A 12,888-nucleotide genomic window follows, 5' to 3' on the forward strand; every position below is an offset into this window, starting at 1 on the left:
GAGCCTTCCTGACCGGGGGCGGGCGCGCGGTCGTTCTGCGACGGCCCGATATGTGCATTCTCGGGCGAGCCGGGGTGGGTTCCTCACCACAGGCACCGGTGGCGTACGGATGGGCAGCGATCTCCGGACAGACGCACATTTCGCCGTCGGTTATCGATCTCTTCATCCTTATTTGCCCGTGAGCACGTTGAAAGCCGGTCCTCAGCCGGTACGGATCCGTACGAGCAGTCCGGAGGTTGCTGTGTCGGTTACCAGTGAGCCCGTCTCGGAGGTGGGCCTCGGGGGTAACACCCTGGCCGGTCTCTGCCGGCTCTCGATCCGGGCTCCCGAGACCGCCTTCGACCTGGCCGTCCCCACTGACATCCAGCTCGCCGACCTGCTGCCCGCGGTGGTCAGCTACGCCGGGGCGGATCTGGACGAGAGCGGCCTCAAGCACGGCGGCTGGGTGCTGCAGCGGCTCGGTGAGGAGCCGCTCGCCCCGACCGGTACGGCCGACGCGCACGGGCTGCACGACGGCGAGGTGCTGTACCTGCGCCCGCAACGGGAAGCCATGCCCGCGGTGCATTTCGACGATCTGGTCGACGGTGTGATGAGCAGCCTGAAGACCCGCGCGGACTCCTGGCGGCCGGAGCTGTCCCGGCGCCTGCTGCTCGGCGTGATGCTGGCGACGCTGGTCCTCGGGGCGGGCGTGCTGGCGCTGCCCGGGCCGCAGGTGGCCCGCAACACGGTGGCCGTCCTGGCGGCGGTCGGCCTGCTCGGTGGAGCGCTCTCGGTCTCCCGGGCCCTCGGTGACGCGGTGATCGGCACGCTGCTGGCCACGGCCGCCCTGTTCTACCTGGTCCCGATGGCGGTCCTGGTGCCCGAGGGCGACGGCCCGACCGCCCTGCACGCGCGGCTGCTCGCGGCCGGCATGGTGGCCGTCGGCACCGCCGCCCTGGGTTACGCCGCGGTCGGCGCCTCGGCCCCTCTCTTCCTCTTCTGCGGCGCCGTCGGCGTTCTCACCTCGATCGCCGGCATGTTCTACTCCGCCACCACCGAGCACACCGCCGAGGTCACCGCGCTGATCGTGGTCCTGGCCGGGATCTTCGTGCCCGGATGGTCTTTCTGGCTCTCCGGCCTGCGCCTGCCCCCGTTGCCGGCCACCGCGGAGCAGTTGCAGGAAGGCATCGACCCGCACCCCAGCCCGTACGTGCTGCAGCGCACCGCCTATGCGGACGGTTACCTGACCGCCCTGCTGTCCGCCCTCGGCGTGGTCTACACCGGCTGCCTGAGCGTCCTCGTCCCGATGGCCTCCAGCCGCTGGGACCTCACCCTCGGCGCGGCGCTCAGCATCCTGGCCATCCTGCACGGCCGCACCCTGGGGGCGACCTGGCAGCGTCTGGCCGTGGTGGTGCCTGGGGCGCTCGGTATCGGCCTGCTGGTCGTCCGTTACGCCTGGGTGGGGACTGACCTGCGGCGAATCCTGCTGGTGGTCGTCCTGCTCGCGGCCGGAGGCGGCCTGACGCTGGCGGCCCGCACCATCCCGGGCCGGCGGATGATCCCGCACTGGGCCCGGGCCGGCGAAATCGCCCACACCCTGGTCGCGGTCAGCCTGCTGCCGCTGCTGTTCGTGACGCTCGGCTTCTACCACCGGATGCGAGGTCTCGGTGGCTGACCGAACCCTGAACCCCCGTCTCTCTGGGAGGTGCCGTGCAGTCCCGGCGTGACCAGGTACAGGCCCACACCTTCGTGATGGGCCGGCTGACCACCGGCGTGCTCCGGCTCGAACCGGACGGCCTCGACCAGCCGGTGTCGCGCACCACCAGGGGCATTTTCGGCGGGCTGATCGTGGCCGGCCTGATCGGCGTGGTGATAACGCTTTTCGGTTTCATCGTGCCCGGCGGTAACACCAGCTGGCAGAAGGCCGGCGCGCTGGTGATGGAGAAGGACTCCGGTGCCCGGTTCCTCAGCATGAACGGCACGCTGCACCCGGTTCTCAATCTTGCTTCGGCGAAACTGCTCGCGGGCAGTCAGATGTCGGTGGTCAACGCGAACGCCAAATCGCTGCGAGAGGCGCCCCGCGGCGTCCCGATCGGTCTGGTCGGTGCTCCGGACTCGCTGCCGGCCACCGACGACCTGTCCGGCGACCCGTGGATGGCCTGCAACGTCCGCAGCCGGGACGACACCGGCACGGTGACCAGCCGGCTGGCCCTGTTCATCGGATCGGCCCCGGGCGGGCGGGTACTCGGCCGCGGCGACGCGGTGCCGGTGGCCGGCCCGGACGGCCACGACTATCTGCTCTGGAACGGGCAGCGGTTGCGCATCGACCAGACCGACAACGTCATTCAGGCGGTCGGCTCGGCCGGGTCCGACCTGCCCGAGGTGACCACGTCCTTCCTCGACGTGGTCCCGGCCGGCCCGGACCTGACCGTCCCGACGACGGCCGGAACCGGTTCACCGGGGCCGGAACTGGCTGGCCGGCCGACCCGGCTGGGCCAGCTCTTCACCGACGCCTCGCGCAACCAGTACCTCCTCACCGAGCAGGGTCTGGTCGCGCTCACCCCGACCCTGGCCGCACTGTTGAAGGCGGACCCGGTGACTCAGTCCAAGGCCTATGCCGGGGGTGATATCGTCCCGGTGGCGCTGGGGCCGGACGATCTGGCCGGTCACCTGGCGCCCCCCTCGGCGACCGCGGCGCTGACCCACCAGGGCGCACTGCCGGACGCGGTGCCGGTCGCCCGTCAGGTTGACCTGAACCAGGCCGTCTGCCAGCAGGTTCGGCCGGGTACCACCCAGGGCGCGGGCACGCTGCTGATCGTGGACGTGGACCGGCTGGCCGGGGGAACTCCGGACAACGAGCCGGGCGTGACCGCCAGTTGTCTTCCGGCCGAATCGATCGCGGTCCGCCCCGGCGGCGGTGCCCTGGTCAATGCCACGCTGGCCGGCGGCGGGAGCGGCTCGGCCTACTTCCTGGTCACCGACTCCGGGGTCAAGTACCCGGTCCCGGACAACGATTCGCTGGAGGCGCTCGGCTACGGCGCGATCGATCCGGCCCGGCTGCCGACCAGCTGGCTGAACCTGCTGCCGACCGGGCCGGTCCTGACGCCGAGCGCGGTCACGGCCGGGGCTGCCGCCGTCGAGTCCGGGCCGCCCGGGGCGGGCTGCCTGGCCGACTCCACCAAGCCACCCTCGGGCGCCGGCCCGGGTGGGGACGCAATTCCGGGTCGAAGCCCGGAAACAAACAGGCAAAGTGCTCCGGCAGCGATGACCTCGCCGGTACCACCGGCCTAACGTGTCCAGGCCGGCGACCTGCCGGCCGAACCAGCCACGATCGTCCACCGATGGAGGAATCCGCTATGAGCGCACAGATTTTCGAGAACAATGACGCGGGGATGGCCGGACTCTTCCAGGCCCTGAACGAGCAGATCGGCAACATGTCCAAGGCCAGCTCCACGGTCGAGGGCATCCGGCAGGACATCTCCTCGCACTTCCAGTCCGACGTGGCGGCCACGCCGTTCCTGAACCGGATCAACGAGTGGCAGGAGAACTACCACAAGATCTCCAACACCGCGACGGAGATCGAGGAGCACCTGACCCACGCGAATCAGACCATCAACACTGCGGTCTCGGACGCGGGTCAGCAGGGTGGCGGCTGGACCCCGACCAGCGACCTGACCTTCACCACCCTGTCCGGCTCCTGATCCCCGCCCACCGCGGCCTCATTCACGAAGAAGGAACTGACCATGGCTGACATCAAGCTCCTCAACCCCGGCGTGCAGGCCGACATCGACACGATGGCCCAGGCGACCCGCGACATGGACACTGCCGTCGACGATTTCGTCCGGATCGCGACCGCCAACCTCAATCTGCTCTCCGGTCAGACCCGTGAGCGGACCGCCGACAAGCTCAAGTGGCTGTCCACGGCCTCCGGCCAGATGGGCGCGAACTTCGGCAGCGGAACGACGATCCTGTCCAAGATGATCGAGGCCATCAACCGCGGTGACACCCAGGGCGCCAACATCATGAGCTGACGGTGGACCCGTTCACCGGCCGACCGAAGCACGAAAGGTGGTGATTGACCATGGCAGAGGACGCCTTTGCCTCTGGCGGAATCGTCAAGATCAATACTGATCTGCTGAAGAACTTCGCCACGATGAACCTCAAGGGTTTCCTGGACGAGCTCAACTCGAACGTTCACGTCCAGCAGATGGCGGATTTCAGCGAGGGAGCCGGAAGCGGACCGACGCTCAGCCCGTCCCGGCACTTCACTACGGTTCTCCCCGGCAACGGCACGCAGCTGGCCAGTGCCGGAACCCTGCGCTCGCACTTCACGAACGTGGCCGGGTACGTGAACAAGGTGGTCCTGAGTCTTCAGGACAACGCCGAGAAGATGCAGACCGACCTGCTGACGGTGTCGGACATCATCGACTCGGTGGACCAGGAGGCCGGCCTGACCGCCGAACAGATGCGCACCGATCTGAGTGACGTCAACGGTTCGACGACGACGGCCCCTCCGGCCACCACGTAACCACAGTCATCGGTGGCGGCCGGCGGTCCGGTGCTTCCGGCGGGCCTCGCCTGCAACGCAGAGAATATGGGTGAGGAGCGATCATGCCCTTGGACAAGTACGAGGAGATCCTGAAGATCTTCGCCGGGACCGGCGACACGATCGTGGACCGTCAGGCCGTCGTCGATGGTGGCCAGAACAAGAACAAGTGGATCAAGGACGGGGACGGGATCCACCACAACGTCCTGCTGAGCGAAGGCACCTGGAACTTCACCGCGGACAAGTGGAAGGTCTACTCGATCCCGTTCAAGGACGTCGCGGACACCTCGAGCACCACGTACGGCGGGTACTACAACAACATCCCGATCACCACCAAGGGGACGCAGACCACCTTCTACAACTTCGCCTACGTGCTCGGCTACCGGGTGAACCACGACTGGTTCAACGACAAGGCCGGGGAGTGGCTGAAGTTCTCCAGCTCGCCCATCGAGTACCTGGACACCGTCGGGGCCTGGGGCGACACTGACACCACGAGCTCGAAAAGCCTTCAGGCGGCTTCGGTCGCGGTAGCCGGCATCACCGCGCTGATGGAGACCTGGCAGAGTCAGTTCGCCAAGTGGGCCGGTGAACTCAACGTCAAGGGCGCCGATCTGCAGGGCACGGCCGCGGGCGTGCTGAAGCAGCAACTGAACCACTTCGCCGCTCAGATGAAGATCGTGCACGAGGGTCTGGTGGACTCCAAGGCCCAGGCGAACCTGCTGAGCAACGCCAGCACCCTGGCCACCACGGCGATCCAGGTGGCCCGCGACATCGGGACCTGGGCCGCCACCAACACTCCCCAGGACGCCCTGGCCACCGTCTTCCAGCGGGACATCCTCGACAAGATTCCCGACCCCAAGGAGATGGGGCACACCGAGTTCGCGGCGTTCCAGACCAGCAACTACAAGAAAACCATGGTGGATTACGCGGTCACCGGTTATCCGGATCCGAACACCCCGGAATTCTGGGGGCAGCTGCTGACCAACGCGCACAACGAGTGGCTGAGCCGGGTGAAGAGCCTGGACGCCACCGTGAAGGCTGCTCTGCCGGCCCTGGACACGGCGTACCAGGACACCACGAGGCAGCTGCCGAAAAAGGACTTCGCCACTCCGCGGCCGATCACGCCGGCCCCCAACCACGACGGGGTGGACTCGGACAAGGTCCAGGACGAGATCGACAAGATCCAGGCCCAGGCGCAGGCCGCGATCGAGGCGGCGAACGCGGCTCGGGACAAGGCGATTCAGGAGGCCCAGGACCGGGCCCAGGCGGCGATCGACGCGGCGAACGCGGAGCGCGAGAAGGCTCAGGCCGCGGCCGAGGCGGTGGCCAAGAAGGCGCAGGACGACGCCTACAACGCGCAGCAGGCGGCGCAGGAGAGGGCGGATGCGGCGATCAAGGCCGCCAACGACAAGGCCTACCAGCACAGCCAGGCCAACGCGGACGCGCAGGAAGCGTCTCAGAAGAAGGCCGAGCAGGCCGCCGAGCAGGCGCAGGCCAAGGCCCAGGCCGCGGCCGACGCCGCACAGAAACAGTCGGACGCTGCGAACCAGCGCGCCGATCTGGCCATCTCGCAGGCCAACGACAAGGTCCAGGCCCAGATCACGCAGATCCAGAGCCGGGCCACTCAGGCCAACGATGCGGCCACCGAGCAGGCCCAGAAGCAGATCGACGATGTCCAGAAGGATTTCGAGAACAAGCAGAATGCGTTCCTGAGTACGTCGGTGAACCCGGACGCGCTCGGTGCGACCAGCGTCCCGCCGGGATCGACCGTGAACCCGGACGGCACCATCACCGGCCCGGACGGGCAGATCCTGACCGGGGCCAACGGTCAGCCCGTCACCGTGCCGCCGAGCACGGCCGTCGGTCCGAACGGCAACCTGGTCAACAACGCCACCGGGGCCCCGGTCCGGGTGTCCACCACGACCACCACCGACCCGGACAATGACCGCGTGGTCGGCCCGGACGGCAGGGCGGTGACGGGTGCCGACGGGCTGGCGATCTCGGTCCCGCCGGGCTCGACGGTGAACCCGGACGGGACCATCACCGGTCCCGACGGTCAGTTGCTGACCGGTGCCGACGGCCAACCGCTCAAGGTCCCGCCGGGCTCGTCCCTGGTCCCCGGCATCGGCGGCCAGGTGACTACGTCGTCCGGGGTGGACGCCGGCTCCCCGGACGAGGTGATCGGGCCGAACGGCCAGGTGGTGAACGGGGCCAACGGTCAGCCGATCCGGGTCCCGGACGGCTCGAAGATCAATGCCAACGGTACGATCACCGGTCCCAACGGGCAGGCGGTCACTGACGCGAACGGTAACCCGATCACCGTCCCGCCGGGCTCGTCGCTGGTTTCCACGACGACGGTGACCGGTCCGGACGGGCAGGTGGTGACCGACCCCAACGGGCAGCCGGTCACCGTGCCCGAGGGTTCGCACGTGAACAGCGACGGCACCATCACCGGCCCCAAGGGCCAGACGATCACGGGTTCGGACGGCCGGCCGCTGCACGTGCCGGAGGGCTCGACGGTGACGGCGAACGTGCCGAACACCCCCGAGGGCAGCGCCCCGGAGCAGATCGTCGGCCCGGACGGCCACGTGGTGACCGGGGTGAACGGCAATCCCGTCCTGGTCCCGGACGGTTCGGTGGTGAACGCCGACGGAACCGTGACCGGGCCCGACGGCCAGCCGGTGCTGGGGGCGAACGGGCAGCCGCTGCAGGTGCCGGGAGGCTCGCACCTGCAGTCCACCTCGACGGTGACCGCACCCACCGGGCAGGTGGTCACCGATACCAACGGTCAGCCGATCACGGTGCCGCAGGGCTCGACGATCAACGCGGACGGCTCGATCATCGGCCCGGAGGGCGAGGCCATCACCGGGCCCGGCGGCACCCCGGTCACCGTACCCGGCGGCTCCAACCTCACCAGCACCAGCGTCAGCAACACCGCGGCGAACCCGCAGACCCCGCAGATCCCGCAGAGTTTCACCTCGACCTCGGTGGACACCGGGGCCGGCTTCACCCCGCCGACGACGATCACCGGCCCCGACGGGTCCATCGTGACCGGGCCGAACGGGCAGCCGATCACCGTCCCCGAGGGGTCGGTGGTGAATGCCAACGGTACCGTCACCGGTCCCGGCGGACAGCCCCTGACCGGCATCGACGGCAAGCCGATCACCGTACCGACCGGCTCGCACCCGACCGCGACCACCAGTACCTCGATCAGTAGCCTGGGCAGCGGCGCGTTCGCCGGTATCGCACCCGGCCTCACCCCCAGCGCCCCGAGTTCCGCCCTGGGTGCCCATAACGGCCTGGACCAGCCGTCCTTTCAGCAGTCTCCGCTCTCCTCCGGGCACACCTCGATGTCCGGTCCGGGCGGCGGTGGGGGCGGCGGTTCGGCCGCCATCGGTGGTCCCGGAGGACTCGGTGGCCTGGGCGGTCTGGGCAATACCGGCCGCGGTCTGCCCGGCGGGGTGGGCGCAAGCACCCGGACCGCCACGGCGACCTCGACGATGGGCGCGACCCCGGCCGAACGACCCGGTCTCGGTGCCGCCGAGGTGGCGGCCGAGCAGAGCCAGCTGATGAATCGGGTTGCCACCAGCGGTGGTTCGGCCGGTTCGGGCGAGGGCCAGATGATGCCGCCGATGTCCGGTGGTGGCGGCGGGGCCGGCGGTTCTCAGGGCGGCGCGCGGGCCAGCAAGGCTCACGTCACCGAGGAGGAGGACGCCTGGGGGACGAAGGACAAGACGGCCGGGGTGCTGGGGCGATGAACTTCTGGCCGGGCCGGCCCGTGCAAGGTGTGGAGGTGCGTCGTGGCCTTGAACAAGTATGAGGAGATCCTGAAGATCTTCGCCGGCAGCACGGACGCCGTTCCGGACCGTCAGGCGGTGGTGGACGGGGGCAAGGACAAGAACAAGTGGATGAAGGACGGCCAGGGATACTCGCAGAACATCGTCGAGGGTAACTGGAGCGCGGAAATGGACTCCTGGAAGTTCTTTCCGCTGTTCTTCATCATCCCCGGGACGACGACCACCACCACCTACACGTACGGCTACTACAACCAGTACACCAGCACCTACACGACGCACACCCCGTCGCAGTACTACTGGTTCTACTACGGCCTCGGGTACCGGGCGAACCACGAGTACTTCAACGACAAGCACGCCGAATGGCAGAATTTCACCGGCGGCCCGGTCGAGTACCTGGACACCATCGCCAACTGGGGTGATACCGACTCCACGAGCGCCAAGAGCCTGGAGGCGGCCTCCTACGCGGTGACCGGCGTGATGAACCTGATGAGGGACTGGTCGGCTCAGTTCGCCCGATGGGCCAACGAACTCAACGCCAAGGGGGCGGATCTGCAGGGCACCGCCGCCGGTGTGCTCAAGCAGAACGTGAAGTACTTCGCCGACCAGATGGACATCGTCTACAAGGGTCTGGCCGACAAGCACGTGGACCGGGACCTGCTGGCCAACGCGAACAAGCTGGCGAGCACGGCCCGGCAGGTCTCCAGCGCCATCTCGTTGTGGGCCATCAGCAACAGCCCCACGGCGGCGCTGAACAAGGTCTTCAAGCGGGACATCCTGGACAAGATCCCGACGCCCAAGACCATGGGTGAGACCGAGTACAAGGTGTTCAAGGACAGCGGCTGGAAGAAGATCATGGTCGACTGGTCCGGTACCGGCTATCCGGAGCCGGGTACCCCGGAGTTCTGGGGCAAGTTCATGAACACCGCGCACGACGAGTGGCTGAACGCGGTGAAGGACCTGGACAAGACGCTCAAGGACCTGCTGCCCCCGCTGGACGAGTCGTATCTGAACACCATCAACCAGATGCCGAAGAAGGACTTCACCGTTCCGAGGCCGCCGGGTGGGGGTAAGGGCAAGGGCGCTGGTGGAGCCGACGACGCCCAGGAGCAGATCGACAAGTACAAGAAGAAGGCCGACGAGGCGATCCAGAAGGCCAACGACGACCGGGACAAGGCGATCGCCAAGGCCCAGGACGACGCCCAGAAGGCGATCGACAAGGCGAACGAGGAGCGGGACAAGGCGATCGCCAAGGCCGAGGAGGTGGCCAAGAAGGCCCAGGCGGACGCCGAGAAGGCGGCGCAGGAGGCGAACGACCGGGCCGACAAGGCGATCAAGCAGGCCACTGAAAAAGCGGACCAGCAGGCCCAGGACGACTCCAAGAAGATGGATGACGCCAACCAGCGCGCCGAGAAGGCCGCCCAGGACGCCCAGGACAAGGCCCAGAAGCAGGCCGACGATGCGCAGAAGCAGGCGGACGAGGCCAACAAACGGGCCGACGAGGCGATCGCCCAGGCCAATCAGAAGGCCGACGACCAGATCAAGAAGGCCCAGGAGCAGGCCGAGCAGGCCACGACCCAGGCCACCGACGAGGCGCAGAAGCAGATCGACCAGGCCAAGAAGCAGGCCGACCAGGCCGGTGGAGCGAACGGGTCGGCGCAGCAGATGCTCGACCGGATCCAGAGCACCCAGGCCCCGGACGCCCTGGCGACCGGCACGCTCAGCCTGGGCCACGAGATCGCGGTCCCGCCCGGATCGTCGGTCAACCCGGACGGGACCGTCACCGGTCCCAGCGGGCAGACCGTGACCGGCGCCAACGGCCTGCCGATCACCGTGCCGCCGGGAACCACGATCGACCCGAACGGAAATCTCATCAGCAGCAACGGATCCCCGATCACGAGCGGGACCGGGGGCGTGGTCGGCCCGCCGACCATGGGCCAGACCGGCCAGGAAGAGGTGGTGGGCCCGAACGGGCAGATCGTCACCGGCGCCAACGGCCTGCCGATCTCCGTGCCCTCCGGCTCCACCCTGAACCCGAACGGGACGATCACCGGCCCCGACGGTCAGCTGGTCACCGGCGCCGACGGCAAGCCGGTGACCGTGCCCACCGGCTCCAGTCTGGTCCCGAGCAGCGCCCTGGCGGGGAACCCGACCACCTCCTCGGGTGCTCAGGCGGGATCCCCGGAAGAGGTGATCGGCCCGGACGGCAAGGTGGTCACCGGGGCCAACGGACAGCCGATCCGGGTCCCGGACGGCTCGAAGATCAATGCCAACGGGACCATCACCGGTCCGGACGGGCACGCGATCACCGGCGCTGACGGCCAGCCGATCACCGTGCCGCGGGGTTCGTCCCTGGTGCCGACCACCACCGTGACCGGCCCGGACGGGCAGGTGGTGCGGGACGCCGACGGTCAGCCGATCACCGTGCCGGAAGGGTCGAAGGTCAACTCCGACGGGACCGTCACCGGTCCCAAGGGGCAGCCGATCCTGGACGCGGACGGCCAGCCGGTGCACGTGCCGGACGGCTCGACGGTGACCGCGAACGTCCCGAACACGCCGGCGGGCAGCTCGCCCGAGCAGATCGTCGGTCCCGACGGTCACGTGGTGACCGGTTCGAACGGTCAGCCGGTTCTGGTCCCGGACGGGTCCGTGGTGAACTCCGACGGGACCATCACCGGGCCGGACGGTCAGCCGGTGCTCGGGTCGGACGGGCAGCCGATCCAGGTGCCGGACGGCTCCAGCCTGGAGCCCACCACGACCGTCACCGCTCCCACCGGTCAGGTGGTCACCGACACCAGCGGGCAGCCGGTCACCGTGCCGCAGGGCTCGACGATCAACGCGGACGGCTCGATCACCGGTCCCGAGGGCGAGCCGATCACCGGACCCGGGGGCACGCCGGTCACCGTTCCCGGCGGGTCCAGCCTGACCAACCCGAACAGCGGCGGCACCGCCGGCAGCGCGGTCGCCACGCCGCAGATCCCCGACATCCCCGAGCTGCCGACCACCATCACCGGTCCGGACGGATCAATCGTGACCGGGCCGGACGGCCGGCCGGTCACCGTACCGGAAGGTTCGCTGGTCAACCCGAACGGCACCGTCACCGGCCCGGGCGGGCAGACCCTGACCGGGAGCGACGGCAAGCCGATCACGGTTCCGACCGGGTCGCGCCCGACCGGCTCGACCGCCGGCAGCGGTTCGCTGGGGGGCCTGCCGTCCGGCAACCTGCCCTCCGGTGGGTCCGGGGGCTCCGGCGCTTCCGGTAGTACCGGCGGGCACTCCCTGGCCGGCGGAAGCGGCTCTCTCACCGGCACGACCGGATCCGTCCCCGGCGGCAAGGGTGGTGGCCTGGACGCACCGGTCTTCCAGCAGAACCCGCTCTCCTCCGGCCACACCGGGCTGTCCGGCCTGGACTCCTCCGCCGGTGGTGGGGGCGGCGGGGCCGACGGTGGTGGAGGCGGCTTCGGTGGTCTCGGCTCCGGCAAGGGACTGGGGCCGGCCACCACACCGAGCACGGTCAAGGGAACCGGGCCCATGACGTCCACGAGCGCGACCGGGGAGAAGGTCGGGTTGCCGGCTGCCGAGATGGCGGCCGAGCAGAGCCAGCTGATGAACCGGGTCGCCACCACCGGCGGTGGCACGGGAACCGGTGAGGGCCAGATGATGCCGCCGATGTCCGGCGGCGGTGGCGGCGGGGCCGGTGGCGGGCAGGGGCAAGGGCAGGGCGGCAAGAAGACCTGGGTGACGGAGGACGAGGACACCTGGGGCACGGATTCGTCGACTACGTCAGGAGTGCTGGGACGATGAGCTCACCCTTCAACGAGCAGATCGAGCAGGTCATGGCTCAGTTCACCGAACAGCGTGCGAAACTCCAGCAGACGCAACAGGATCTGCAGAAGGTCACGGTCACGGCCGAGCCGAAGGACCACTTGCTGACCGTGACGATGGGCATCGACGGGGAAGTGAAGGGAATCAAGTTCCACCGCAACGACTACGGCTCGATGGCCCCCGCCGAGCTGGCCTCGATCCTGGTCGAGACGTTCAACAAGGCCCGGGACAAGGCGGCCGCCAAGGCCCAGGCGGCGTTCAGTGAGATGTCCGGATTCGGTTCCGAGCTGCGTGATTCGCTGGCTGGTGGCTCCGACCTGGACGAGATCTTCGGCCTGCTCAACGCCGATCCCACCGCCGCGGCGAAGACCGCCGGGAAGAAGGAGGGCGACCGTGGCTGACGTACTCTCCACCCCGGACAACCTGAAGGCCCGCTTCTCCCAGTTCGATTCGATCGCGAACGTGACCCAGCGGCTGCAGGAGCGGATCGAGAGGATCAACGAGGCCAACAAGGAAGCGGCCGGCGAGAAGGACAAGACCGCGCAGGCTTACCACAAGCAGGTCGACAAGCCCACGCAGGACATCACCGACCTGGTCGGCAAGATCGCCGAGCTGTTCGGCGTGACCGGGACCCGTGGCGAGGAGGCGTCGGACTACCTGGACCACGGGGTCAAGGAGGCGGCCGAACACGGCCAGACCTGGAACGTCGACGACGCCGAGAAGAAGTAATAGGTAAAGCGACTC

The 12,888-nt window shown here is 68.8% G+C and carries 9 protein-coding genes; all 9 read left to right on the forward strand.

Annotated elements, in window-relative coordinates; all coding sequences use genetic code 11:
* The first annotated feature begins 241 nt into the window (after positions 1-241).
* The 9 genes from eccD to LR393_RS02465 all read left to right on the forward strand — a co-directional run bounded on the left by eccD (position 242) and on the right by LR393_RS02465 (position 12,873).
* Positions 242-1,654, forward strand: coding sequence for a type VII secretion integral membrane protein EccD (eccD, locus tag LR393_RS02425; RefSeq protein ID WP_231481282.1), 1,413 nt, complete (start codon positions 242-244; stop codon positions 1,652-1,654).
* A gap of 35 nt (positions 1,655-1,689) precedes the next feature.
* On the forward strand, positions 1,690-3,270 hold the full coding sequence (gene eccB, locus LR393_RS02430) for a type VII secretion protein EccB (protein WP_231481284.1): 1,581 nt from the start codon (positions 1,690-1,692) through the stop codon (positions 3,268-3,270).
* Positions 3,271-3,335: 65 nt separating this feature from the next.
* Positions 3,336-3,680 (forward strand): hypothetical protein, encoded by a 345-nt coding sequence (locus LR393_RS02435; protein ID WP_231481286.1) that lies wholly within the window; start codon positions 3,336-3,338, stop codon positions 3,678-3,680.
* A 42-nt stretch (positions 3,681-3,722) separates the two neighbouring features.
* Entirely contained in the window at positions 3,723-4,010 is a 288-nt protein-coding gene (locus LR393_RS02440) for a hypothetical protein (protein WP_231481288.1), read from the forward strand.
* A gap of 50 nt (positions 4,011-4,060) precedes the next feature.
* A complete protein-coding gene (locus LR393_RS02445) occupies positions 4,061-4,507 on the forward strand; it encodes a hypothetical protein (protein WP_231481290.1) in 447 nt (148 codons plus the stop codon).
* Between the two features lie 83 nt (positions 4,508-4,590).
* Positions 4,591-8,283, forward strand: a complete 3,693-nt coding sequence (locus tag LR393_RS02450; RefSeq protein WP_231481292.1) for a hypothetical protein — start codon at positions 4,591-4,593, stop codon at positions 8,281-8,283.
* 42 nt (positions 8,284-8,325) lie between these two features.
* Positions 8,326-12,123, forward strand: a complete 3,798-nt coding sequence (locus LR393_RS02455; protein ID WP_231481294.1) for a hypothetical protein — start codon at positions 8,326-8,328, stop codon at positions 12,121-12,123.
* Positions 12,120-12,545 (forward strand): YbaB/EbfC family nucleoid-associated protein, encoded by a 426-nt coding sequence (locus tag LR393_RS02460; RefSeq protein WP_231481296.1) that lies wholly within the window; start codon positions 12,120-12,122, stop codon positions 12,543-12,545. The genes LR393_RS02455 and LR393_RS02460 overlap by 4 nt, the downstream gene beginning before the upstream one ends.
* Positions 12,538-12,873, forward strand: a complete 336-nt coding sequence (locus LR393_RS02465) for a hypothetical protein (protein ID WP_231481298.1) — start codon at positions 12,538-12,540, stop codon at positions 12,871-12,873. Before LR393_RS02460 ends, LR393_RS02465 begins: the two co-directional genes overlap by 8 nt.
* Positions 12,874-12,888: the final 15 nt, after the last annotated feature.

The sequence above is a fragment of the Kineosporia mesophila genome, from assembly GCF_021129235.1.
GTDB classification, from domain to species: Bacteria; Actinomycetota; Actinomycetes; order Actinomycetales; family Kineosporiaceae; genus Kineosporia; species Kineosporia mesophila.

What these genes read in the sequence shown, in the direction of transcription:
- LR393_RS02460 (WP_231481296.1), top strand. Translation starts at nt 12,120, where the DNA reads ATGAGCTCACCCTTCAACGAGCAGATCGAGCAGGTCATGGCTCAGTTC.
- LR393_RS02440 (WP_231481288.1), top strand. Translation starts at nt 3,723, where the DNA reads ATGGCTGACATCAAGCTCCTCAACCCCGGCGTGCAGGCCGACATCGAC.
- LR393_RS02445 (WP_231481290.1), top strand. Translation starts at nt 4,061, where the DNA reads ATGGCAGAGGACGCCTTTGCCTCTGGCGGAATCGTCAAGATCAATACT.
- LR393_RS02450 (WP_231481292.1), top strand. Translation starts at nt 4,591, where the DNA reads ATGCCCTTGGACAAGTACGAGGAGATCCTGAAGATCTTCGCCGGGACC.
- LR393_RS02435 (WP_231481286.1), top strand. Translation starts at nt 3,336, where the DNA reads ATGAGCGCACAGATTTTCGAGAACAATGACGCGGGGATGGCCGGACTC.